A 23,105-nucleotide genomic window follows, 5' to 3' on the forward strand; every position below is an offset into this window, starting at 1 on the left:
ACAGGGATTAATAAAGGAATAAGCTTAAAAGGGGTAAGCACAGAGCATGTAAATACGCTCTGCACTGGTATTAATTAATGCAAAGCGGCTGTAAACGGAATGCTTTCACAAATTTTAGCTTCAGCTATAAGCAGCTCTTCTAGACGAACATCAACTTCTTCTTTTTCAAAGTATTCGTAAGCGAGTTCTACAAATAGGTTTTTATGTTTTTCTTCTGACTTAGCAATAGCAACATAAAAGTCTTTTTCTTTACCCTCAGGAAGTGCTTGTGCAACTAAAGAAAAACGCTCGTGGCCACGTGCTTCAATGACACCACCTACTAGTAATCGGTCCATTAAAAAACCATCACGACCGTGTCTAAATAGTGCACGTATTTGTTTTATGTACGGATCTTTTTTGTCGTCACCTAAGTTTACATCGCGCTCTAAAAGTAACTTAAGCACTTGTTTAAAGTGTATTAATTCTTCTAGTGCTAAATCGGTCATGGCTTTTACTAATTTACGTTTGTCTGGGTAATGCGAAAGCATAGACATAGCCATACCCGATGCTTTTTTTTCAGCAGCGGCATGATCTTGTAAAAAAGTATTAAAGTCAGCAAGGACAACTTCGGTCCATTCAAATGGGGTGTGGTATTTTAATTCAAACATGTTCTGTACAACTTAAATAATAATGCGGGGATTTTAACGTATTTGTTTTAAAAAATCTTGTAAGGCAGTAATTTATCTATCCGTCCTTTAGCCGTAGATTCAACTTTTAACGGGTGTTTAATATCGTTCCACGCGGTGACTTTGCCGCCCATATTCATTTTTTCAAAATCAGTTTTATCACTTTTTAATGCTAAAAAATCGCATAACTTTTTATAGCTATCAGGCTTTGCTATATCAATGGATAAAAAATCGTTGTCGCGGTTATTAAAGTACGTTTGAGCATCATTAAAATGTTTTTTATAGCAGTGAGCTAAGTAACTATCGTCGCTAATATTATTAAGCGAAAGCTCACTAAACGTATTTAAATAACAGCGTTTTATATGAATATTAAAGCCCCCGTCTGCACGGGTTAAATTAGTGTGCATACGCGTTAAAAGCTGTTTTATTGATACAAGCCATGCACCAAGTTCGCGCTCTAAATAAATAAACTTAGAGTGTGGGTAATGAATATCAAGCGCTTTAAAGTCATTAAATATGGGAGTGTCGGCAATCGCGTTAGCATTTTCAAAACAAGCATTAGTATACGCGGTATGCGCCGTTGTAATACCAAGCTCTAAAAATGCGTGGCACACACTCGTTGTGCCGGTACGCGGTAAACCTATTATAAATATTTTGCTCATTAACTTTTCTTTAATTAGCCACGTGTCACTAGCAATACAAAGGCGCTAACAATAATCACTAAAAATGTAGTAATAGTACCAATTTGGCGATATTTCAGGCTTTTTTCTACTATGCCTATATTTTGAAACACACGCCCTATTAATAACGCACCACCTAATATATGACAGTAATGGCTAGCAATCCCTTGGTATTCTGCCAAAAAAAGTAAAATTAAAGCAATTGGCACGTACTCCATAAAGTTAGCGTGGGCACGCACAGCACGTTGCAGCGTTGCGTTACCATTATCACCAAGTGATATCTGCTCCGCGCGGCGCACTTTTATTACGTTAAAGCTCAAATAAATGTAAAAGAATGCAAGTAATGCAGCATAAGTTGAAATGATCACGGCGTTTTCCTGTTATTTTTATCGCATAAGCATGCGCTTTATTATTGTGGGCGTGATAATAACATATAAATTTGAGCAGCATTATCAGAAGTTTAATAAATGCCTATGCTAAGCTAAGGGTATTAAGTAAGTAGAAAAATACATAAGGATTTTATGTTTGTACCTCGCAAAGTAGCCGACAGTTACCGTGAAATGATTAACAGTATTGGCTTTTACCCTTCTATGCTTTCAGTGGGCTTTTTAGTATTTGCCATTATAACTATGTCGGTTGAATATTTAGCCCCTATTGAGCAGCTAAAATCGTTTATATCGGTTGTACTTGTTGATAGCGCCGAAAACGCGCGTACTATTTTAAGCACCTTAGCAGGGAGTATTATTTCGCTAACTGTTTTTAGTTTTTCTATGGTTATGGTTGTTTTAAATTCGGCCAGTGCGAGTTTATCGCCCCGCGTAGTGCCTGGGCTTATTACGCGTAAATCACACCAAATGGTTTTGGGGTTTTATTTAGGCAGCATAATTTACTCTATTATTATGCTTATAAATATTAATAAGCTTGATGGTGGCAGTACGGCAATTCCTTCAATTGGTGTGTTGTTTGCACTTATTTTTGGCCTGATTTCATTAGGTTTGTTTGTATTTTTTATACATTCAATCTCTCGCGCCATTCAGGTTGATAACGTATTAAATGGCTTGTTTAGCCAAACTAAAAACGAAATTAAAACAATAATACAAAGACAACAAGAGAACCCAGTAGAAGACTTTCCAGACTTTAGCAAATGGCATTCGGTTAGCAGTAAAACAGAAGGGTATTATAAAGGCGTACATACCGATAAGCTGTGTGCCATTTTGGCAGAGCAAGATATAAAGGTGTATATATCTGTAAACCAGGGCTATTTTACAGTTAAAGGCTATCCGTTTTTAAAATGTAATAAAGATATAGCGAACGATGAAGAGCTGATAAATAAAATTCTCGACTGCTTTATTTTTTATATAGAAGAGTACATTAGCGATCATTACCGTTATGGGTTAACGCAAATATCAGAAATTGCAGTTAAGGCAATGAGCCCGGGCATAAACGATCCAGGTACTGCGGTTAAATCAATTGATATGCTGAGTATTTTACTTATTCAACGGCTGTCAATTAACGATATTAACTACTCGTTTAAGCACAGTGATAATGCCCCATTGTTGTACCTTCATGAAACAAGCTTTGATGAGTTATTACACGACAACTTTACACCGCTGCGTAATTACGCCAAAGGCGATGCATACGTAATGACAAACGTGCTTGAGGCATTTAAAAATATTTTGTTTGTTGCCCATAAAGATACCGATGCACGCAACAGTTTATTTAACTATTTAAATGCGATTGTTGATGACATAAATGAACATGTAACTAATGAATACGACAGACGCGAAGTGACTAATATGCTCAACTCAATAGCGCGTATTAGCCAAGAGCAAGGTGAGAAGTTGGTGGCACGTTTTGAGCACCACCAAAAATAAAGTTTAATCTATGTAGTACACAGCGTAGCTTGAGGCTGTTACTTTAATCTCTCCAGCATGGTAGGCATCAGGTACATAGTTACTTGGTGCGCTATCAGCCATCATTACTTTTTCTGTGCGCATATAAGGTTGCGACTGCACATTGAGTGGACTTAGTGACGCGCTGTACAACCCTTTTAAATCAACGCCATAATCTTCACTAAACTCTTTTGCTGCATCCCGTGCGTCTTTAATTGCTAACTTTTGCGCTTTTTTATGCAGCTCGTTGTAGTTACTTGCTAAAAATTGCGTTTGATTAATTTCGTTAATACCGTTGTTAACTAAGCTTTGTAGTAACTCAGGGTATTTATTTATATCGCTAAGTTTTACAGTTAATGTACGAGAAACCTTAAAGCCTTTAAATTCTTGATTACCGGTAGTGCGGTTGTATTGGCTATCACGGTTTATTGAAATTTGTCCGGCGTTTATATCTCCCTCTTTAACACCAATTTCTTTTACGAGCTTAATTGCCTTGGCGATGGTTAAGTCGGTTTTATTTTTAGCAGCAATTAAGTCTTTATCAACTTCAGTAATACCTACGCTAAGCTGTACGTAATCTGGCATTGTAGTAAGAGTCGCTTCGCCCTTAACATAAATATGAGGAGCATCGGGAGTCGCTGCCGCGAGTGCATCAAAACTAAGTACGTTTAAAGCCAGTGCACCACCTAAAACAAAAGTCAGTGTTTTCATTAAGTCGATCCTTTAATTATGTAAAAACAAGTAAACACCGTACGTGGTTAATTAAATATGAACAAGCACAAAAAAACAGGCCATTGCCTGTTTTTTGTTAAGCGTTGTAATTAATGCTATTACACCATTTACTTTTAATTACGTATAAACGTTATTAAACACTACAACGTTTATAGTTACGGTATTTTGGTAACCAGTAATTTTTGTCGATTGCTGCCCATAACGCATCATCAGTAATCTCAAGAGCAACGCCCTCTTCGATTGCTTTTTTAGCAATGGCAAATGCAATACGCTTACTTAGCGTTTCAATTTCAGTTAGGGCTGGTAATAAACTACCTTTACCTATGTTTGCACGCGGCGACGACTCTGCAAGCATTTCGCTAGACACACTTAACATAGCATCTGTAATGCGTGTCGCTTTAGCGGCAATAACCCCTAAACCAATACCAGGAAAAATATAGCTATTGTTACATTGTGGGATTGGGAAAATTTCACCGTTGTGTTCAACCGGATCAAACGGGCTACCTGTTGCAACAAGTGCCTTGCCATCTGTCCATTTAATAACATCAGCAGGATGCGCTTCTACCTGCTTAGATGGATTACTCAATGGGAAAATAATTGGCTGCTCACAACCTGCGTGCATTGCACGAATAGCTTGCTCAGTAAATAAACCAGGTTGGCCTGAAACACCAATTAAAATGTCTGGTTGTGCACAGTTCATAACATCAAGAAGTGATGCGTATTCACCGCTGTAAGTCCAATCACTTAACGAGCCTTGCGGTTGTGCAAGTGCTTGTTGGAAATCGCGTAAGCCTTCCATACCCTCTGAAAGCAGGCCAAAACGGTCAACCATAAATACTTGGCTACGCGCTTGAGCTTCTGTAATACCTTCAAAAACCATTTGGCTAATAATTTGCTCAGCAATACCACAACCAGCAGAGCCTGCACCCACAAAAACTACTTTTTGTTGGCTTAGGGTTGAATTTTTAACGCGACACGCAGCAAGTAAAGAACCGACCGTTACAGCCGCAGTACCTTGAATGTCATCGTTAAAGCTACAAATTTCATTGCGGTAGCGCTTAAGTAACGGCATTGCATTTGGCTGTGCAAAATCTTCAAACTGAAGTAATACATTTGGCCAGCGACGTTTAACCGCTTTAATGAATAAATCTAAAAACTCATCGTATTCGTCTTGAGCAATACGCTTATGGCGTGCACCCATGTACATAGGGTCGTTTAAAAGCTTTTCGTTATTAGTACCCACATCAAGCATTACAGGCAATGTGTATGCTGGGCTTATACCACCACACGCAGTGTAAAGTGACAATTTACCAATTGGGATACCCATGCCACCAATACCCTGATCGCCTAGGCCTAAAATACGCTCGCCATCGGTTACAACAATAACTTTTACTTTACCTTTGGTAGCGTTGCGTAAAATGTCGTCAATTTGGTAACGATCTTCATACGAAATAAATAAGCCACGTGCGCTGCGATAAATGTCTGAGAATTTTTCACAAGCGTCACCAACTGTAGGCGTGTAAATGATTGGCATCATTTCTTCAAGGTGGTCACGCACTAAACGGTAGTAAAGTGTTTCGTTGTTATCTTGAATCGCACGTAAGTAAATATGCTTATTAAGGTTGTCGGTAAAGCTAGAATACTGCTGATAACAACGCTCAACTTGCTCTTCTATTGTTTCAAAGCGAGGAGGAAGTAAACCAGCAAGATTGAAATTTTCGCGTTCTTTTTTACTAAAGGCGCTGCCTTTATTTAATAGCGGTGTTTCAATTAGGCCAGGGCCAGAATGATGAATATATAAGTAGTTAGGATCAGTATTAGTTGTCATATTTCCAGGCTTTAACGGAGTCTTAAGTTATGATCTGTCATTATCAGTGTTAGAGGTTTAATTGCAACGACAATTAAGCTAGTCAGACCATTGAGAGAAAATACATGCGGGCTTCACTGCCCGCATGCATATTATACATAATTTAAAATTTGATAGTGGCGTTATTATCAGTTAAATCAGATAACGCAACACCTTCACGGCGAGGGTCTGCACCACCATATAAGGTATTATTTTTAACTTCAACTGCGTGTAAGCCTGAGTTTAAATCAATAATACGTACATTGTGGCCGCGTTTAGTAAGCGCAGGCGCAATGGCTTCAATGGTTGTGCCTTTTTCAAGGCTGGTGTAATCGTTACGATTTGTTGTACGCGGTAAGTTAATAGCGTCTTGCGCTGATAAATTCCAATCAATAACACCCACAACAACTTGTGCAACGTAATCAATGATACGACTACCGCCAGGTGAGCCTACAATTAAACGTAAGCTGCCATCTTTATTAAATACCATTACCGGTGACATAGAGCTACGCGGGCGTTTACCAGCCTCTACACGGTTTGCTACAAGCTTGCCGTTTTTACGTGGCGATAACGAAAAGTCAGTTAGTTGGTTATTTAAAATAAAGCCATTAACCATAACCGTAGAGCCAAACGCCATTTCAATTGAACTGGTCATCGAAACTGCATTACCTTTACTATCTACAATAGAGACATGCGAAGTAGAAGGTAACTCGTATGAATCATCCATTGCATAACTTAAGTACCCTACTGGATTACCGGCTACGGCTTTTTGGTCTGTTTCGGTAATTAATTTAGCGCGTGAGGCAATGTAATCTTTGTTTAAGAGTTCTTGTGTAGGTACTTGAGTGAAATCGGGATCGCCCATGTACATATCGCGATCGGCAAATGCAATACGCGAAGCTTGGCTAAAGTAATGAATCGCCTTTTCGCCATTTGGTTTAAGTGCGCTCATATCTTTATGCTCAAGTAAGCCAAGCATTTGTAGTACTGCTACACCGCCACTACTTGGTGGCGCCATAGAGCACACGTTATAAGCACGGTATTGTATACATACCGCATCGCGTTCTTTACTTTTGTAATCTGCTAAATCTTGCACACTTAATTTACCAGGGGCAACTTTAGAGTGCTGTACAGCATTAACCATTTGTTTAGCGTTTTCGCCTTTGTAAAATGCATCAATGCCCTGCTTTGCGATGTCTTTGTATAAATCAGCAAGTGGTTGATTCTTTTTAACGCTACCCGCTTCGATTAATTTTCCATTTGGGTAAAAGTATTCGTTAATAATCGGCATACTCAATACGCCTGGGTTTAACTGGCGTGCTAATAAGCCATGTAAACGCGGCGAAATTACAAAGCCTTGCTCTGCAAGTTCAATAGCCGGTTTAAAAAGCGCTTCCCACGGCAATGTACCGTATTGTTTATGCGCGCTTGCAAAGGCATGTAAAATACCAGGCACACCAACAGAGCGTCCGCCTACTACAGCTTCAATCCATTTAACGGCTTTACCGTGCTTATCTAAAAACAGTGTTTCGTCTGCATTTGCAGGTGCTGTTTCGCGGCCATCAAAACTAGTCAGCTTATTGTTTGCTTTGTTGTAGTACATCATAAATGTACCGCCGCCAATACCTGACGATTGCGGTTCAACTAAAGTAAGCACTAGTTGAGTTGCAATGGCAGCATCTACGGCACTGCCGCCTTGGGCTAAAATTTGTTGACCGGCTCTGGAGGCATATGGATTTGCCGCAGCAACCATGTATTTATCACCTTGCACTACTTTTTTATGGATTAATCCAGTAGCTGCTTCAGGTTCGCGAGTTTCAATTTGAGTTGCTTGCTGTGCAAATGAAGGCAGTGATACTGCGCACAGTCCAATGGCAAATAATGAGTTAAGTTTAAAATGCATAAAAATACTAAAAACACTTAATTACGTAGTTGTATTTGGCATCTTAAAGTTAAACGGGCACAATATGCAAAAATTTTGACTAAAAAAATATAATAAAATGCTTAATTTACCTATTCAACCTCGTTATATATTACCGCCTATTATTCTGCTGCTATTTAGTACCATTTTTGCTGCATTTGATTTAAATAATTTACTTGAATTTAACCGAAGCTTAATTGATGAAGGCGAACTGTGGCGAATTTTTTCTAGCCAATTTGTTCATGCTAATTGGGCTCATTTGGGACTAAATGCCAGTGGTGTTTTACTAATATGGCTTTTACATGGCGAATACACATCACCTACTCGCTACGCTTTTAATACAACTGCGCTAGCACTGTGGTGTGGACTCGGCGTGTATTGGTTTTGCCCAAGCATACATATTTACACCGGATTAAGTGCTCTGCTGCATGGTGTAATTATTTGGGGGGCAGTTAAAGATATAACCTTAGGGCTTAAATCGGGTTATTTATTATTTATAGGCGTATGGATTAAAATAGCGTTTGAGCAATTTAGCGGCCCTAATGCTGATATTGGAAAGCTTATTAACTCCACTGTGGCTATTGACGCACATTTAATTGGTGTAATTGGCGGGACTCTGCTTGCCCTACCACTGGCTATAGAGCTCCTTAAAAAAAACTTTAAAAAGAAAAAATAAAGTTAGATTTTGTTCAACCCAATAAAAACGCCGCATTAGTTAACTAAACTAATGCGGCGTTTTTGTTTTTATACTTTAAGAATTAAAGATTAAAGCGTTTCTTTAAATAATTTATGAATACGGCGGTATTCGTCTAACCAACTTGAAGGCTGTACAAAACCATGTGGTTCAACAGGGAATATAGCTGTTTCAAAGTTTTGTTTTTCAAGCTCTATTAAGCGCTGTACTAAACGCACTGAGTCTTGGAAAAACACGTTATCGTCAACCATGGGTGCGTTAATTAATAAACGTTTGTTTAAACCCTCAGCGTAATAAATTGGCGAGCTGCGCTCATATGCAATCGGGTCAACATCAGGATGGTTTAATATATTAGCCGTATAACCTGTGTTGTAATGTGCCCAGTCGGTAACAGGTCGTAGTGCCGCACCTGATTGAAATAACTCAGGCGCGGTAAACAATGCCATAAAGGTCATAAAGCCGCCGTATGAGCCACCATAAGTACCAACTGCTTTGGTATCAACGTTGGCATTTTGCGCCATCCATTTAACGCCATCGGCTAAATCTTGTGTTTCAGGTGTGCCCATTTGACGATAAATCGCGGTGCGCCAATCACGGCCGTAACCTTTAGATGCGCGGTAATCCATATCCATTACTATGTAACCTTCATCAGCGAGCAATGAATGAAACATAAATTCACGAAAATAAACCGAAAACCCCATATGTGAGTTTTGTAAGTAACCCGCGCCGTGATTAAAAATAACCGCTTTGCGGTTTTTACCTACTTCACCTTCTACGTAATCAGCTGGGTAGTACACTTTTGCGTATATTGGTTGATCAGTATGGCTCGATGGCACAGCAACAATTTTAGGTGCAGTTAGCTTTTTAGCTAAAAACTCATCCGACACAGTATGCGTTAATCGCGTTGCTTTCGTATTGGCTTTAGCGTCAGCTACATAAAGCTCATTAGGCATGGTAATTGTAGAGTGCTTAAGGAGTAACTTAGTTTCATCTGGGCTTAACGTGTAATCAGTCATGCCATTTAAGTCAGTAACTTGCTCGCTATTACCTGTTTGTGGGTTAACACGGTAAATTTCGTACAGACCTGGGTGCTCAACATTCGCTTTGTAATAAATTGCGCTGTCATCGCTGGCAAGCGTTAAGTTAGAAACCTCAAATTGGCCTTGTGTTAGCGCGGTTGCTTTGCCGTTAATTGGTTTTTTATAAAGCTGGCTGTAACCCGACTCTTCCGATAGGTAATAAAGCGTGTTTGAGTTATGTAACCAACCAAAGTCGTTAAACGCGTAAGCAATCCATGCATCGTCATGCAGGCGATGTTGCGACACAAGTTTGTTGCTTTCAAAATCAACGTTCGCAAGCCAGCGGTCTTTGTTGTCCCACGCTTCTAGCATGACAGCCACTTGCGAGCCGTCATCGTTCCATACTATTGGGCTTTGCTCAAAACCCCAGTCCATAATAAGGTTAATGCCACGAGGCACCTTTTTAGACTTATATGTTTTACCATCACGTGCATAATTTTCTTTTTTAACTGCGGCTAAAACATCTTCGTCAAAGCCCGGTAAGGTATTAAAGCTAAGTGATGTTTGCTCTTTGTTAGTTAAATTGATGTACACAAGCTTTGAGGTTTCTTCTTTAGCGTCGGCTACACGGCGGCGTGCTTTTTTAGGCTCAATGGTTGCATCATCAGTGATGTAGTTAGGCATAATATCGCCATCACCACGCCAATCTGTTTGCTTTTGTACAACGACTAACAGTGCATCACCATTTGGCGAAAGCTGCGCTTCTGCAACTTTATTACCGTCACCTAAGTAGTAAGCCGTGTTAGCAATTGAATCGTTTTGTTCATTAATTTGCTCATTACGTGCTTGCTTATCTTTTTTATTTTTTTGTTGAAGCGCCACAAACTTAATCAATTTATGCTGCTCTTTAGCAATATACGTGCTTGGCTCTTCAATACCTTTTGGCTCATCAGCAAGTTTTAAGTTAGCAAGCTCTGTGGTTAAGCCTGTTTTTAAATCAACTTTAAAAAACACATTGCCTTGGCGGTAAACTAAATCGCCGTTATTTAAAAATTGTGGTTTAGACTCGCTCGCTGATGTCGCTGTAATTTGCTTAAGTTCACCCGTTTTTAGGTTTTTAACAAATACATTGCCTTTAAAGGTGTAGGCCGCCATTGTTTTATTTTTTGAATAAACGGCTTTATTTGAACCCACAGTATGAAGTTTATTAAGTGCAATTTGCTCTGCTGTTTGGCTAGTAACAGATTGGCTAAATAAATCGCGTAGTGTATTACCTTGCTCTTTTTGAGCATAAATAATAGTAGCCGAATCGCTTGCCCAATAAGCGCTCTCTGGCTGATTGCCCATCCAATCCGGATCGGCCATTGCTTGTTCTAGCGTTATTTTTTGTGAGCCGATATCTGCTGGCGTGTTTACAACCGCAGCAACCGATGTTGCTGGTAAAGCACTTTGCTGTGTTGATGAGGTGTTAGCGGTCGCGCTACAACCTGCAAGCATGACACTTGAGGCAACAGCTAAGGCCACTAACGTTTTAGATGAAGAAAAATTAAAAATCATAGTGCTTCTATACGGTTATTATAATTAAGCCGTATTTAAGCAGAAGCACTCAAGTTATTGCAATTTTTTAAGATAAATAGCCATTAAACAGGGTAAAGCTCAGTTTACTAGCGCATCCTCTGTTAATAGGCGTTATTCAACGATTAAATCAAGCCACACCAGTCGATGATCGCTCGATGCGTTTCTGTCTTTAATTAAACGATATTCATTACTCGTTTTAGTAGGCCAAAACACACCACCATCCTTAATTTTTAAGCCGTAGTTTGACGGTAAAACGTAATCAACACGCGCTTGCCAATTAGCACTGTAATTTTGTGCATAAGGCACATCATACTGCTCTCTAGCGCCCTCACTTTTTGGAATAAAGCTTGCATTTATCAATGGGTTTTTAAGCAGTTGGTCGGTGGTATTTGTGCGGGCTTTATCGCCCTCTGGTGCAGCATTTAAATCGCCTAAAATAACAAACCGAGAGTAAGTTTTTAAACCGCCCTTTTCCCCTTTATCATCGTAAATATACTTAGCGTTTGAAACGTAATCGGCAATTAACCTTACTTCATCGTGGTTACGTTTGCCGTTTCTATCCTCTTCACCGTCAAATACAGGGGGGGTTGGGTGAGATGCAATAACATGAATGGTTTTATCATTTACGTTAATAGGTAAATCCCAAAACGATTTAGAGCTAAGTCTTAACGCTTGCCATTCTTGTGTGTTATACCAGTTTTCGCCTGTTTTAGGCATTACGGGCATTTGTGCATTTGGCATGTCTTTATATTTAAAGGTTTGAAGGGTTCTTACTTTATCAAAATCGATTGGGTATTTTGACAAAATAGCCATACCGTAATGGCCTTCAAAAAAGCCAAAACCTTGTGCATCGCCCATCACGCCATTTTTCTTGCCATCGTTATCTAAATCAAACTCAGTGGCTAGGCCTGTATTTACAGGGGCAATATAAGAGTAAGGGTAATTAATAGCGGCTTGTTTTTGCTGACCTACATTTAAATAATGCTTATTAAAGTATTCAATTCCCTGCTCTTTTGGGATGTAATCAAATTCGTTAAGTAAAATAATGTCAGGGCGAACACGTTGAATAATTTCCGCTATATTCTTAATTTGCTGGTGGTTTGCTTTAAGTGCATTAACTAAAGCATCACTTTTAACTTGCTCACCTTTAGGTGTGTGATTAGTTGCATCCATACTTACATTAAAAGTAGCAACACGAAGAGAGTCTGATGCAAATGCACTGTTACTAAAAAAAGGACTAAAAGAAGCGGCAACAAGTAGTGCGCTATAAATTGCTTTAAGTTTCATTAAATAATTTCACTGTAAAATTTTAGACCCAATCATTATTTCACAATCTAGGTAACCTTGCGCCTTTTTTAAATACAAAAAAATGCCGAGCAAGCTCGGCATTTAATAAAACGGTTAGCCATTTAATGAAGAATTATGTTAGCCGCCGCTTTTAAAATACCTGGGTAGTCTTGCTCAGGTAGATATTCAGTAAGCTCACCTAATTTATCTGCTAGATCGTTCATGCTAGTGGCTGATACATTTATATGGCCCATTTTACGACCTGGTTTTGCCGTTTTACCGTACCAGTGGCTAGTCACATCTGCGTATTTTAGTACGTCAGCTGGAATATTAGGTTGCCCTAGTACGTTTATCATCGCGGTAATGTGTTTAAGCTCTGTATTACCAAGCGGCAAACCTGCAACAGCACGCATGTGGTTTTCAAACTGTGAGCAATGGCAGCCTTGTTGCGTCCAGTGGCCTGAGTTATGTACACGCGGTGCAATTTCGTTAACGAGTAACGTGCCTTGTACATCAAAAAACTCTATTGCTAATACGCCAACGTAGTTAAGCTCGTTTGCTATTTTTGTAAATGCATCGTTTGCTTGCGCTTCAACGCTGTGATTATTTTTACCGGCAATAGAAAGCGTTAACACACCATTTGTGTGCTCGTTTTCTGTTAGCGGATAAATAGCAACATTACCGTGTTTATCGCGCGCACCAATAATAGATACTTCACGATCAAACGGGATCATTTTTTCAGCAATAATCGTATGTGGGGTAAGCTGCGTACCCGATGCAATAAAATCAGCCATTTGTGACCAAATTTCGTCTATTTGACTATCCGATTTTAAACGCCATTGGCCTTTTCCATCGTAACCTGCTTGGCATGTTTTAATAACAAGTGGCTTACCTAGGGTTTTAACTGCGTGTTCTAGATGCGCTTTTTCAGTAATTAATTGATACGGCGCACAAGTTACGTTTGTTTTATCAAGCAATGCTTTTTCAAGCGAGCGATCGCCACCGGTTTTAATAGAAGCTTTACCTGGGTAAAACTTATTGCTGTTACAGCAAAGTGTTAGTACGTCATCAGGAATGTGCTCAAACTCTGCAGTAATTGCATCAGCGTTTAATATTGCTTGCTCAAGTGACGTGCTATAAACCTCACCAGTTAGCGGATGCTTAATTTGCTTGCTGCCTACATCGTACGCAACAACGTTTAAATTAAGCGGCGCGCCTGCAAGACTCATCATACGTGCAAGTTGCCCTGCACCTAATATTAAAATATTCATTATTACTCTGCAGGGTTTGGATTAGCTAATATAGTGTCGGTTTGAGCTTTACGAAACGCTTCAATTTTTGCAAAAATTTCTGGATTTTGACACCCTAAAATTTGTGCGGCTAGTAAACCTGCGTTTGCTGCGCCCGGCTCACCAATTGCAAGTGTGCCCACTGCAACGCCTTTAGGCATTTGGCAAATAGATAAAAGTGAATCAACACCATTTAATGCTTTTGATTTTACAGGTACGCCAAGTACAGGTAGTGACGTAAAAGCAGCTGCCATGCCAGGTAAATGCGCAGCGCCGCCAGCGCCAGCAATAATAACTTTAATACCACGTTCTGCGGCTGAACTTGCGTAATCAGCAAGTAATTGAGGAGTGCGGTGTGCAGACACGACTTTAGTTTCGTACTTAATGCCAAAATGCTCTAGCATAAGTGCTGCATGTTCCATGGTTGGCCAATCTGATTTAGAACCCATAATAATGCCAACAGTCATAAATACTCCTCAGTAATATATTTTTAAAATAGCGGACTTATGTCCTGTTTAAGCCGGGTATTATACCCAAAGCCATATTAATTGCGACTAATACAAAACTACAAAAACAAAAAAGCCATGTTTAAACATGGCTTTTTAGGGTTAACGGGTAAATAGCTAATTAAGCTTCTTTACTCGCTAGGTATTCTGCGTAGTTGCCTCTAAAGTCAATGATTTTACCATCTTTAACTTCCCAAATACGGGTAGCTACCGATGATACAAATTGACGATCGTGCGATACAAACATTAATGTACCTTCGTAGGCTTCAAGTGCTAAGTTAAGCGCTTCAATAGATTCCATATCCATGTGGTTGGTTGGCTCATCCATTAGCAATATGTTTGGTTTATGCATCATAATTTTACCAAACAGCATGCGGCCTTGCTCACCACCTGAAATTACTTTAACTGACTTCTTAATATCGTTTTGAGAGAACAGCATACGACCTAAGAAGCTGCGAACCACTTGCTCGTCGTCGCCTTCTTGTTGCCATTGTTCCATCCACTGAAACAAGTTCATGTCGGTTGCAAATTCATCTGCGTGATCTTGCGCGTAGTAACCAATATTCGCATTTTCTGAGAACTTAAACTCACCGGCTTTAGGTGCTAAGCGCCCTGCCAATGTATTAAGTAATGTTGTTTTACCAACACCGTTTTCACCAATAATAGCAATACGTTCGCCAACTTCTACTAAACCTTCAAGTCCAGAAAACAACGTGTTGTCGTCAAAACCTTGCGTTAAGTTATTCATTTCAAGCGCGTTTCTGAATAACTGCTTTTCTTGGTCGAAACGAATAAACGGTGTTTGACGTGAAGACGCTTTAACTTCGTCTAACTGAATTTTGTCGATACGTTTAGCGCGCGATGTTGCTTGCTTAGCTTTAGATGCGTTAGCAGAGAAACGTGATACAAACTGTTGAAGTTCAGCAATTTGGTTTTTCTTCTTCGCGTTTTCGCTAAGTAGCTGCTCACGTGCTTGCGTTGCTGCAAACATGTATTCGTCGTAGTTACCTGAGTAAATACGTAGCTCACCGTAGTCAATATCGGCCATGTGAGTACACACAGAGTTTAAAAAGTGACGGTCATGCGAGATGATTATCATGGTACAGTCGCGTTGGTTTAACACGTCTTCTAACCACTTGATGGTGTAAATATCCAAGTTATTGGTAGGCTCATCAAGTAGCATTATATCTGGGTCTGAAAACAACACCTGTGCAAGTAGCACTCGTAGTTTAAAACCAGGTGCAATTTCTGACATTGGGCCAAAGTGTTGGTCTGTGCCAATACCTACGCCTAATAGAAGCTCGCCTGCTTTAGATTCAGCAGAGTAACCATCCATTTCAGCAAACTCAGTTTCAAGATCGGCTACTTTCATACCGTCGTCTTCACTCATTTCTGGTAAAGAGTAAATACGGTCGCGTTCTTGTTTTATTTTCCACAGCTCTTTGTGACCCATGATCACAGTATCAATTACTGAGTATTCTTCGTAGGCAAACTGGTCTTGGTTTAGTTTAGCAACACGTTCATTTGGATCAGTACTTACATTACCTGAAGACGCTTCGAGCTCACCACTTAGAATCTTCATAAATGTTGATTTACCACAACCATTTGCACCGATTAAACCGTAACGGTTTCCGTCGCCAAATTTTGCTGAGATATTTTCAAATAATGGTTTAGCACCAAATTGCATGGTGACATTAGCTGTACTAATAATAGCGCTACCCTCCAAAGGAGTAATGATGTATTTAAATTGCGCGCAGTTTAAACCAAAATGGCCTGTTTTTCTATGAAAGTTTAAAGGCAAACTAACGCGTTTTAGCCATTTATTAGCACTGTATAGTGGGTAACTCAAATAACAGATTAAATTAAATGGTTTTGTAAATTTTTATTCAGCTTACACAAGTAAAAATTCATCAATATATTCACTTTAATACGTCTAGGGAGTTTAGAATTACGTATACTGAATTAGAGTAAAAACACTTTTAACGTGTTTGTGTGTTTACTTAACTCATTTTTGTACACGCAGTAACAATAAAAAGTTATATTTATGAAAATAAAGCACTTTTAGAGCTTTTGCACTAGTCGCTATTTTTTAACCAAGATGAAATTAATTCAAATTAGAATTTTTACACACCACCTATTACCAATCCTTTTTACCTACAAAACAACTAAAAAAACAAACCTCAGCAACACCTGAAAAACAAAATTAACCTCAAGTGAATGTCAATTAAGTTTGCCGTTCAATTTTGTTGATTTTTTTTCACTTTTTAGCCGTTTATTGCTTTGTTAATCTTCGAACCTGAATTTTTACCTACGTAAAAACACTGAAATTTACACAGGGCAACACACAAGATGAGCAAAAAATTAGCGACACTGATTAGCGCAAGTATTGTATTAGCACCCGCTGTTTCAGCGGTAGAGTTATACAAAGATGATAAAAACACTCTAAAAGTAGGTGGATATCTTGATGTGCGTGTAATTAACACACAAAACGAAACCGAAGTTGTTAACGGTACTTCGCGCATTAATTTTGGCTTTACCCGAAAGCTCAAGAAAGATTGGACTGCCCTTGCACTCGTAGAATGGGGTGTAAACCCTGTAGGCAGTAGCGATATAATTTATAACAATCGTTTTGAGTCAATTCAGGACGAGTTTTTGTATAACCGTTTAGGTTACGCAGGCCTTTCACACGAAAAGTATGGTCAACTTACCATTGGTAAACAATGGGGTGCATGGTACGACGTAGTTTATGGCACAAATAATAGCTTTGTATGGGATGGTAATGCAGCTGGCGTTTACACCTATAACAAAGACGATGGCGCTGTAAATGGCACTGGCCGTGGTGATAAGTTAGTGCAGTACCGCAATAGCTATAACGATTTTAGTTTTGCAGTACAAGCGCAGCTTAAAAACAGCGAATTTTATACCTGTGACGTAAGCGATATTTCAGAAAAAGAATGCGAAACGCTATGGAACTCTGGCGATAGTGCAGCCCAAGAAGTTGAATTTAACTACACATTTGGTGCATCTGTAACATATACCCCTACAGATATGCTCACGCTTACAGCGGGCATTAACCGTGGCGAGTTTGATTTAACGTTTGGCGATGGTTCTACTCGCAATGTTGAAGATTTAATTTACGGTGCAGGCATTATGTGGGGCAACATTGATAAGCCAGGCCTTTACGTTGCTGCCAACATAAATAAAAACAAAAACCACGACACAGATAATATTGGTCGCTTAATTAAAGACGCAATAGGTATAGAAACATTTGCATCTTACCGCTTTGATAACGATTTTCGCCCTTTTATTGCCTACAACGTGTTTGATGCCGGTGATGACTACGTAATTCAGCCAAACTTTAACGCCGATCCAGACGATGTATTTAAGCGTCAGTTTGCTGTTATTGGCCTTCACTACTTAATTGACGAAGACACTATTGCCTACGTAGAAGCGCGTAAAGACTTTAGCGACTTTGAAAGTGATAACGACGATCAACAAGCACAAATGGAGCAGTCGGAAGATGACGGTATAGCATTTGGTTTTAGATATAAGTTCTAAATATAAGCTCTAAATATAAGTTTAAAAACGACTACAACTTCCCTAAGCACAACCCTTTTAGCCCTTTTAACTTTTTTAACTGGGCTTTTTTTATTCCGCCATACTTTTTTCAATACTCAATTCTGCATTTAAGGCTATTTCAACAAATGTATTAACAGCCGCATTAGTATCTGCTTTTTTAATTTGTAATAGCACCGGGATTTGCGTGAGTACGTCGCTCAGTTTTATAAAATGGCACCCTTCACTATATAATTTACGTACGCAATAAGGCGCAATTGCCACACCAAAGCCAGCAGCCACTTCGGTCACTAATGTTTGCATTGCAAAATGGTTTCATCAAAAAGACCAAGTGCTTCCTCTCTATTAAAAATAATAAATGGCTCATTTTTTAGTTTAGCTAAATCAATATTTTTATAATTTGCCAGCGCATGATTTTGATCAACGATGGCCTCCAATGAATCTACATAAATAGTATGACTTACAAATTCATCATTAATTGAATCAGGTCAAGGCCGTGAAAAACCCACATAAATTAAATCGTTTTTAAACGCATGTATTTGCTCAGTTGCAGTCATTTCAAACAATGTAACGTGCACGCTTGGGTATTGCTGTTTATATTCTCGAACCAGTGCTGCCATAAAGGTTAAACATGCCGAGCTTAAGTGCGCCTTTAAACCATGTGACGGTAGAGCTCAGCTATGTGAAAGTACGCGGCCGTAACTTATCGTACTTTACGATGGCTGTATTCTCGGGTCAGTTTTTTACCTCATTTATGCAGTACATACCTGGTGGTGAAAAAAACGTATTTATAATTTGTAGCGTTTCAGCATTTATAATTGCACTGGTATTGTTTTTTAAACCGATCAAAGCAAAGTAGTAGTAACTTAAAAAAGAGCATTTTTATAAATACTCTTTTTTACCTAAACCTCCCCCTTTATTATTTGCACTACTTCCCTGATTACTTTTTTCTAATTTGACTCTATTGCTAAGTTTAGCTTTATAATAAAACTTAGTATGATGTGTTCTTTCACTATAAAGCCACCAGCTAATTTATATTAATTGCATTAAGAGTGTAAAAAGGTGGTGAAACTATATTGAAATTAAAAAGTACTTACACTGTTTATTGCTGATCACAAAGGCGTAAGGCTGATTAAAAGCAGTAACAAATAGGTGTGATATATGCTCATAGGTACTGACTGCATTCTAACTCAATAGCTACGTACTGTATATAAACACAGTACGTGTATTTGCTGTCAAAAATAATTTAAACCAACTTCCCTTTGTAAGTCGTTAATAATATTGAACTAAGTAAAGTGCTATGAAGCTGATTCGTTATCATAAATAGATAAAACAGCGGTAACTGTATATGCATACAGTTACCGCTAAAACCTATCTAACCTACTTTTTAATAAACGCACTATAACCAGCTAATGCCTTTGATACACTAAGTGGTGGATTATCTGAATGCTCAGCACCTTCGTTTATAGCGCTTTGCCACACAAGGTTATTATTAGGGTTTGCTGTTAAAGCAGACTCTAAATTATCAAACGCTTTTAACATTAACGGATGCTCTGCCCCACCCACCGAAAGATATAAATAAGTAGGCGCCTTAACTTTGTTAGCTTGAGTAGTTAAAAACGCTTCTACATTATTAACCACTGTCATGTCGTCATACCAAGCCGCTGGGCTAAATGCAAAGTAGCCATTAAACAGTTCAGGCCTTGTATGCAGTGTATAAAGTACAAAGCTACCACCTGCCGAAAAACCACTTAATACACGATTATTACTAAGCTTATATTTTGCCGATAAATACGGGAATAACTCAGTTTCAATAAACGCTAAAAACTTGTCGGCTTCACCATTAGGCTCTATAAGTGTTTCGCCCTCTGGGCGCGCTTGTGTATTTACATCTTGGCGAGCATAAGGAGGCACTAAATCGCGATTACGTGTATCTGTAAAAAACAAATTAGGAATAGACACCAATATAGCCTTATCCCCTTTTTCGCTCTTAGCTTGTTTTGTAAGTGCTTTATCCCATGTATCTAAATTAAAGTTACCATCGGTTTTAATAATTAACGGATACGCTTTTTTAGGATTGTAATTAGCGGGTAATCTTATAAACACCTTGCGCGACTCATTAAGCACGCTTGAGTTAATTGTTACATCTGTATAGGCCGATACATAATGGTTGTAATAGCGTATGGCTAAAATACCGATAGCAAAAATTACTACGGCTAAACTTAAATTAATAAAATAGTGTTTTGTTATTTTTATTGCCATGCGGCATTCCTTTAAATGTTTAGGAGTTATTTAATCGAGCTTAACCCATTGTTTTATTTCAAGCGCGGTCATAATAAGCTCAACCGAAAACGCGGCTAAAATCATCCCCATTACACGCGTTAAAATAGACGCGCCGCCAGTACCAATAAGCTTAATTATTTTACCCGAAAGCAGCAACAGTATTAGTGTAATACCCAACACAGCAAGTGTAACAAGCGCTGTGCCTATTTGAGTGGTAATTGGGTGTATGTGGTTGTCGGTAAGTAGTATCACCGCCAAAATAGCGCCAGGGGTCGCAGTTGCTGGTATAGCTAGCGGAAAGACCGCAATATCGTGTTCGGGGTCTTGTTTAGCTTTGTTAGAATCGTTTCCAAATATCATTTGCAGGCCAAACAAAAACAATATAATTCCGCCCCCTAATTGAAACGACACCAACCTAATTCCCATCGCATTAAGTATTAGCTGCCCTATTAAAATAGAACCCAATAGTACGCAACCAGCGTAAAGCACCGTTTTAAAGGCTGTTTTACGACGTTGTTGATCTGTTAAATGAGAAGTAAGCGCAGCAAACAGCGCCATAGTGCCTATTGGGTCAATGGTTGCCCAAATAACAAGCGCATCTTGAGATAGTTTTTCTAGCATATAAAATCCTTGTTAAGCGTAAATATTTAATAAAACACGGGTAACAAATTCATTTGCTTACGCTTAACTATAATAGAAAGCCGTTATTTTTTGTATTTTATTTACACTTGGAGGCGTTGACCTTTCAGGATTGAAAAAAGATAAGCACTTATAATTGCCGTCTTTCGTTAAAGTGATTTATGCCAAATAGAATTTTCTCTTAAGCTAAAACCTAACTTAATAAGTAAATTATGGGAACGTGCATTGTGTGCACTCACCTCAGCCGATACATGTTTAAGCGGAATATCCTTAAGTAGCGCTTCAATAAAACCAGTGACTACTTCAAACATTACGCCTTTATCCCAAAAGTCGGGGTGCAGCTCAAATCCTATAAACGCACTACTTTTACACGGCGTTAAATTATAAAGCCCACAAGTACCCATTAACTTTCCAGATGTATTATGTTCAATTGCAACTCTAATCACTTCGCCTTCGTAATAGGCACTAATATCATCTTGTATTAATTGTTTGATTTGTGTTTTGCTGAGCGGTGTTTCGTAGTCGTTAAATTCTGACACATGCGGGTGGTTTAAAATATTAAATAAACACGCAGCGTGTTTGTGGGTAATTAAACGCAGCGTAACGCGTTCAAGCTTTGTGGCATTAAACATTTTATTTAAGTGGTTAGTTAAATTAGCTCTTTATGGGCAGGCATTATTAACTTACCATACCCCATTAACAAGCATTATCTTTAAAGCAAAAAGAGTAAGAGAACGTAATGAGTGACGATTTTCAAGTAATACAACCCACTACCACAGTATATTGCCCAAAGCGCGGCGAAGGCTGGACCTTAACAGGCATTACTAATATTAACGAGTTTACCTCAGTAATGTTTGACGGCACACGCTATACACTTCCAGCACGCGAAATAGTAGAAGAACTTTTACCAAATCAGTTAGCCCGTGAAGCACAAAACCAACAATAAACTTTGTTAACCGCCAAATCTAAATTACAAAAAGGGCTTTATACATAATATAAAGCCCTTTTTGAGTTTACCTAGCGCTAGGCTATTTACTTTTTTCAAATAGCATACGCTTAAACGTGTTATCGCCCACTACATAATGATGAAACAAAGCGGCTGCGGCATGTAAGCCAATTAAGTAATAACCAACAACGCCAGCGGTTTCATGTATTTCTTTTATTTGTTTTGCTAAATCACTATTTTTTGCCACCAATGCAGGTAACTCTAAGCCAAAAAATGGGATAGGCTTGCCCGCAAAACTTAAAATTAGCCAACCAGCTATTGGCATTGCAAGCATTAAAACATATAGACCCAAATGCATTATTTTAGCTACCGTTTCTTGCCAATTTGGTGGCGTTGGTGTTATGAGTGGTTTTGGACCACTTTTAAAACGTACGACTAAACGAATACACACAATAAATAATACCGACAGCCCAAGCATAAAATGCCACATTTTAAATGCTTCACGTGTATCGGTGCCTTTATCAAAAAATACTCGTAACTCTATACAAGCATATACGGCTATCATTAGTAGTAACATGAGCCAATGCAGCGCAATCGAAAGTTTGTTGTAATGATCAGTCGTGTTTTTTAAATTCATAATGCCTCAACTTATTAGCTGCATACAAAGCAGTTTATATGTGTATTTTTACACGAGTACGCCCAGCTTGTAGAAATAATATTGCTATTTAATGATCTAAAACATATTTATCCCACTAAAAATTGAAATACCTTTTATTAATTAAAGGTCTACTAGCTGTACATAACTGTTTATACATTCATCATATTGATGCGAGATTTTATGAAAAAATTATTAGTTCTAGTTTTAACTTCATCTGTTTTGTTTTATGCGTCACTTGCTCATGCAGATAAAACCGAAAAAGCCGTTTTAGCTGGAGGTTGTTTTTGGTGTATGGAAAGTGACTTTGAAAAGCTAGAAGGCGTAACCGATGTAATATCGGGCTTTACTGGCGGCAAACTTAAAAACCCTACCTATAATGGTAATCATAAAGGCCATTACGAGGCTGTAGAAATTACTTACGACCCAGCCATAGTAAGCTATCAAGGTATACTTGATCATTACTGGGTAAATATTGATCCTTTTGATGCCAGAGGCCAATTTTGCGATAAAGGCCCTAGTTACTTAAGCGCTATTTTTGTAGAAAACGACGAACAACGTAAATTAGCTGAAAAAACAAAAGCAGCAGTAGTAGCCGAGTTTCCTAATCAAACTGTGGTTACACCTATACTAAACGCAAGTACCTTTTACCCTATTAAAGGGAGGGAAAGCTTTCACCAAGATTATTACAAAAACAACCCAATCCGATACAACACTTATCGTTGGCGTTGTGGTCGCGACAGCCGCCTAGAAGATATTTGGGGCGAAAGAGCAACTCACTAGTATTTATAAAGCAACTTAAATTACACAAACAAAAGGCTGCATATTGTGCAGCCTTTTACTTATCTACAAAGCTAGCTTTCTCTGCTTCAAATAAGTATACAAACCTTCATTATC

Annotated in this window: 23 protein-coding genes; 6 read left to right on the forward strand and 17 right to left on the reverse strand. The window is 38.7% G+C overall.

Translation table 11 applies throughout. The features are described 5' to 3' along the window. Positions 1 to 74: 74 nt before the first annotated feature. The 3 genes from I6E85_RS18025 to I6E85_RS18035 are packed head-to-tail and all read right to left on the reverse strand — an operon-like array spanning position 75 to position 1,713. Positions 75 to 647, reverse strand: coding sequence for a tRNA-(ms[2]io[6]A)-hydroxylase (locus tag I6E85_RS18025; RefSeq protein WP_007586685.1), 573 nt, complete (start codon positions 645 to 647; stop codon positions 75 to 77). Positions 648 to 694: 47 nt separating this feature from the next. Further along, positions 695 to 1,327, reverse strand: a complete 633-nt coding sequence (locus I6E85_RS18030) for a sulfotransferase (protein WP_101163108.1) — start codon at positions 1,325 to 1,327, stop codon at positions 695 to 697. Between the two features lie 14 nt (positions 1,328 to 1,341). Further along, on the reverse strand, positions 1,342 to 1,713 hold the full coding sequence (locus I6E85_RS18035) for an MAPEG family protein (protein ID WP_024589380.1): 372 nt from the start codon (positions 1,711 to 1,713) through the stop codon (positions 1,342 to 1,344). Positions 1,714 to 1,866: 153 nt separating this feature from the next. Here I6E85_RS18035 and I6E85_RS18040 point away from each other — a divergent pair, with 153 nt between their 5' ends. Next, a complete protein-coding gene (locus I6E85_RS18040; RefSeq protein WP_024589381.1) occupies positions 1,867 to 3,219 on the forward strand; it encodes a DUF2254 domain-containing protein in 1,353 nt (450 codons plus the stop codon). 3 nt (positions 3,220 to 3,222) lie between these two features. Here the strand turns inward: I6E85_RS18040 and I6E85_RS18045 are convergent, their stop codons facing one another. The 3 genes from I6E85_RS18045 to ggt all read right to left on the reverse strand — a co-directional run bounded on the left by I6E85_RS18045 (position 3,223) and on the right by ggt (position 7,718). After that, on the reverse strand, positions 3,223 to 3,948 hold the full coding sequence (locus tag I6E85_RS18045; RefSeq protein ID WP_024589382.1) for an SIMPL domain-containing protein: 726 nt from the start codon (positions 3,946 to 3,948) through the stop codon (positions 3,223 to 3,225). A gap of 154 nt (positions 3,949 to 4,102) precedes the next feature. After that, positions 4,103 to 5,797: an NAD-dependent malic enzyme gene (locus I6E85_RS18050; RefSeq protein WP_197237214.1), complete on the reverse strand. Its 1,695-nt coding sequence runs from the start codon at positions 5,795 to 5,797 to the stop codon at positions 4,103 to 4,105. A gap of 142 nt (positions 5,798 to 5,939) precedes the next feature. Beyond that, complete coding sequence (ggt, locus tag I6E85_RS18055; protein WP_010552786.1) at positions 5,940 to 7,718, reverse strand: gamma-glutamyltransferase; 1,779 nt, start codon at positions 7,716 to 7,718, stop codon at positions 5,940 to 5,942. A 97-nt stretch (positions 7,719 to 7,815) separates the two neighbouring features. Here ggt and rrtA point away from each other — a divergent pair, with 97 nt between their 5' ends. Continuing rightward, the gene (rrtA, locus tag I6E85_RS18060; protein WP_024589384.1) at positions 7,816 to 8,412 is read left to right on the forward strand and encodes a rhombosortase; all 597 of its coding nucleotides are present in this window, start codon (positions 7,816 to 7,818) and stop codon (positions 8,410 to 8,412) included. A gap of 89 nt (positions 8,413 to 8,501) precedes the next feature. On the opposite strand, the gene I6E85_RS18065 is transcribed toward rrtA, so the two are convergent. From I6E85_RS18065 to I6E85_RS18085, 5 genes are all read right to left on the reverse strand, one after another. Then, positions 8,502 to 11,006 (reverse strand): prolyl oligopeptidase family serine peptidase, encoded by a 2,505-nt coding sequence (locus I6E85_RS18065; RefSeq protein WP_024589385.1) that lies wholly within the window; start codon positions 11,004 to 11,006, stop codon positions 8,502 to 8,504. Between the two features lie 132 nt (positions 11,007 to 11,138). Then, on the reverse strand, positions 11,139 to 12,314 hold the full coding sequence (locus I6E85_RS18070; RefSeq protein WP_024589386.1) for an endonuclease/exonuclease/phosphatase family protein: 1,176 nt from the start codon (positions 12,312 to 12,314) through the stop codon (positions 11,139 to 11,141). 122 nt (positions 12,315 to 12,436) lie between these two features. Further along, the gene (locus tag I6E85_RS18075) at positions 12,437 to 13,585 is read right to left on the reverse strand and encodes a 5-(carboxyamino)imidazole ribonucleotide synthase (RefSeq protein WP_024589387.1); all 1,149 of its coding nucleotides are present in this window, start codon (positions 13,583 to 13,585) and stop codon (positions 12,437 to 12,439) included. A gap of 2 nt (positions 13,586 to 13,587) precedes the next feature. Further along, positions 13,588 to 14,070, reverse strand: a complete 483-nt coding sequence (purE, locus tag I6E85_RS18080) for a 5-(carboxyamino)imidazole ribonucleotide mutase (RefSeq protein ID WP_002962540.1) — start codon at positions 14,068 to 14,070, stop codon at positions 13,588 to 13,590. A 160-nt stretch (positions 14,071 to 14,230) separates the two neighbouring features. Beyond that, the gene (locus I6E85_RS18085) at positions 14,231 to 15,820 is read right to left on the reverse strand and encodes an ABC-F family ATPase (protein ID WP_076915491.1); all 1,590 of its coding nucleotides are present in this window, start codon (positions 15,818 to 15,820) and stop codon (positions 14,231 to 14,233) included. Positions 15,821 to 16,458: 638 nt separating this feature from the next. On the opposite strand from I6E85_RS18085, the gene I6E85_RS18090 reads away from it, so the two are divergent. After that, positions 16,459 to 17,667 carry a porin gene (locus I6E85_RS18090; protein WP_197237215.1) on the forward strand — a complete coding sequence of 403 codons (1,209 nt, stop codon included), beginning with the start codon at positions 16,459 to 16,461 and terminating at the stop codon, positions 17,665 to 17,667. 90 nt (positions 17,668 to 17,757) lie between these two features. On the opposite strand, the gene I6E85_RS21040 is transcribed toward I6E85_RS18090, so the two are convergent. Both I6E85_RS21040 and I6E85_RS21175 read right to left on the reverse strand, forming a co-directional pair. Beyond that, positions 17,758 to 17,988, reverse strand: coding sequence for a hypothetical protein (locus tag I6E85_RS21040; RefSeq protein ID WP_024589389.1), 231 nt, complete (start codon positions 17,986 to 17,988; stop codon positions 17,758 to 17,760). A 185-nt stretch (positions 17,989 to 18,173) separates the two neighbouring features. Then, positions 18,174 to 18,305 carry a hypothetical protein gene (locus I6E85_RS21175; protein WP_263640614.1) on the reverse strand — a complete coding sequence of 44 codons (132 nt, stop codon included), beginning with the start codon at positions 18,303 to 18,305 and terminating at the stop codon, positions 18,174 to 18,176. An 11-nt stretch (positions 18,306 to 18,316) separates the two neighbouring features. On the opposite strand from I6E85_RS21175, the gene I6E85_RS18100 reads away from it, so the two are divergent. Further along, positions 18,317 to 18,544: a hypothetical protein gene (locus tag I6E85_RS18100; RefSeq protein ID WP_024589390.1), complete on the forward strand. Its 228-nt coding sequence runs from the start codon at positions 18,317 to 18,319 to the stop codon at positions 18,542 to 18,544. A 521-nt stretch (positions 18,545 to 19,065) separates the two neighbouring features. Here the strand turns inward: I6E85_RS18100 and I6E85_RS18105 are convergent. The 3 genes from I6E85_RS18105 to I6E85_RS18115 form a co-directional block, all read right to left on the reverse strand. Beyond that, positions 19,066 to 19,947 carry an alpha/beta hydrolase gene (locus I6E85_RS18105; protein ID WP_024607191.1) on the reverse strand — a complete coding sequence of 294 codons (882 nt, stop codon included), beginning with the start codon at positions 19,945 to 19,947 and terminating at the stop codon, positions 19,066 to 19,068. A 30-nt stretch (positions 19,948 to 19,977) separates the two neighbouring features. Next, on the reverse strand, positions 19,978 to 20,589 hold the full coding sequence (locus I6E85_RS18110) for a MarC family protein (protein WP_197237216.1): 612 nt from the start codon (positions 20,587 to 20,589) through the stop codon (positions 19,978 to 19,980). Between the two features lie 167 nt (positions 20,590 to 20,756). Then, positions 20,757 to 21,239, reverse strand: a complete 483-nt coding sequence (locus I6E85_RS18115; protein WP_024589392.1) for a GNAT family N-acetyltransferase — start codon at positions 21,237 to 21,239, stop codon at positions 20,757 to 20,759. A 107-nt stretch (positions 21,240 to 21,346) separates the two neighbouring features. Here I6E85_RS18115 and I6E85_RS18120 point away from each other — a divergent pair, with 107 nt between their 5' ends. Beyond that, a complete protein-coding gene (locus I6E85_RS18120; RefSeq protein WP_024589393.1) occupies positions 21,347 to 21,553 on the forward strand; it encodes a hypothetical protein in 207 nt (68 codons plus the stop codon). Between the two features lie 82 nt (positions 21,554 to 21,635). On the opposite strand, the gene I6E85_RS18125 is transcribed toward I6E85_RS18120, so the two are convergent. Beyond that, positions 21,636 to 22,190: a cytochrome b gene (locus I6E85_RS18125; RefSeq protein ID WP_024589394.1), complete on the reverse strand. Its 555-nt coding sequence runs from the start codon at positions 22,188 to 22,190 to the stop codon at positions 21,636 to 21,638. Between the two features lie 201 nt (positions 22,191 to 22,391). Here I6E85_RS18125 and msrA point away from each other — a divergent pair, with 201 nt between their 5' ends. Continuing rightward, positions 22,392 to 22,991, forward strand: a complete 600-nt coding sequence (gene msrA, locus I6E85_RS18130) for a peptide-methionine (S)-S-oxide reductase MsrA (RefSeq protein ID WP_024589395.1) — start codon at positions 22,392 to 22,394, stop codon at positions 22,989 to 22,991. The last annotated feature ends 114 nt before the right edge of the window (positions 22,992 to 23,105 follow it).

The organism is Pseudoalteromonas sp. NZS71, assembly GCF_015864715.1.
GTDB lineage: Bacteria > Pseudomonadota > Gammaproteobacteria > Enterobacterales > Alteromonadaceae > Pseudoalteromonas > Pseudoalteromonas arctica.

Bases quoted from the DNA above. Each gene is read 5' to 3' on its own strand.
- I6E85_RS18025 (WP_007586685.1), bottom strand. From the start codon at position 647: ATGTTTGAATTAAAATACCACACCCCATTTGAATGGACCGAAGTTGTC.
- I6E85_RS18125 (WP_024589394.1), bottom strand. From the start codon at position 22,190: ATGAATTTAAAAAACACGACTGATCATTACAACAAACTTTCGATTGCG.
- I6E85_RS18120 (WP_024589393.1), top strand. From the start codon at position 21,347: ATGAGTGACGATTTTCAAGTAATACAACCCACTACCACAGTATATTGC.
- I6E85_RS18110 (WP_197237216.1), bottom strand. From the start codon at position 20,589: ATGCTAGAAAAACTATCTCAAGATGCGCTTGTTATTTGGGCAACCATT.
- I6E85_RS18100 (WP_024589390.1), top strand. From the start codon at position 18,317: ATGCCGAGCTTAAGTGCGCCTTTAAACCATGTGACGGTAGAGCTCAGC.
- I6E85_RS18070 (WP_024589386.1), bottom strand. From the start codon at position 12,314: ATGAAACTTAAAGCAATTTATAGCGCACTACTTGTTGCCGCTTCTTTT.
- I6E85_RS18115 (WP_024589392.1), bottom strand. From the start codon at position 21,239: ATGTTTAATGCCACAAAGCTTGAACGCGTTACGCTGCGTTTAATTACC.
- I6E85_RS18065 (WP_024589385.1), bottom strand. From the start codon at position 11,006: ATGATTTTTAATTTTTCTTCATCTAAAACGTTAGTGGCCTTAGCTGTT.
- I6E85_RS18040 (WP_024589381.1), top strand. From the start codon at position 1,867: ATGTTTGTACCTCGCAAAGTAGCCGACAGTTACCGTGAAATGATTAAC.
- I6E85_RS18030 (WP_101163108.1), bottom strand. From the start codon at position 1,327: ATGAGCAAAATATTTATAATAGGTTTACCGCGTACCGGCACAACGAGT.
- rrtA (WP_024589384.1), top strand. From the start codon at position 7,816: ATGCTTAATTTACCTATTCAACCTCGTTATATATTACCGCCTATTATT.
- I6E85_RS18045 (WP_024589382.1), bottom strand. From the start codon at position 3,948: ATGAAAACACTGACTTTTGTTTTAGGTGGTGCACTGGCTTTAAACGTA.
- I6E85_RS18050 (WP_197237214.1), bottom strand. From the start codon at position 5,797: ATGACAACTAATACTGATCCTAACTACTTATATATTCATCATTCTGGC.
- msrA (WP_024589395.1), top strand. From the start codon at position 22,392: ATGAAAAAATTATTAGTTCTAGTTTTAACTTCATCTGTTTTGTTTTAT.
- I6E85_RS21175 (WP_263640614.1), bottom strand. From the start codon at position 18,305: ATGGCAGCACTGGTTCGAGAATATAAACAGCAATACCCAAGCGTGCAC.
- purE (WP_002962540.1), bottom strand. From the start codon at position 14,070: ATGACTGTTGGCATTATTATGGGTTCTAAATCAGATTGGCCAACCATG.
- I6E85_RS18105 (WP_024607191.1), bottom strand. From the start codon at position 19,947: ATGGCAATAAAAATAACAAAACACTATTTTATTAATTTAAGTTTAGCC.
- I6E85_RS18075 (WP_024589387.1), bottom strand. From the start codon at position 13,585: ATGAATATTTTAATATTAGGTGCAGGGCAACTTGCACGTATGATGAGT.
- I6E85_RS18090 (WP_197237215.1), top strand. From the start codon at position 16,459: ATGAGCAAAAAATTAGCGACACTGATTAGCGCAAGTATTGTATTAGCA.
- ggt (WP_010552786.1), bottom strand. From the start codon at position 7,718: ATGCATTTTAAACTTAACTCATTATTTGCCATTGGACTGTGCGCAGTA.
- I6E85_RS21040 (WP_024589389.1), bottom strand. From the start codon at position 17,988: ATGCAAACATTAGTGACCGAAGTGGCTGCTGGCTTTGGTGTGGCAATT.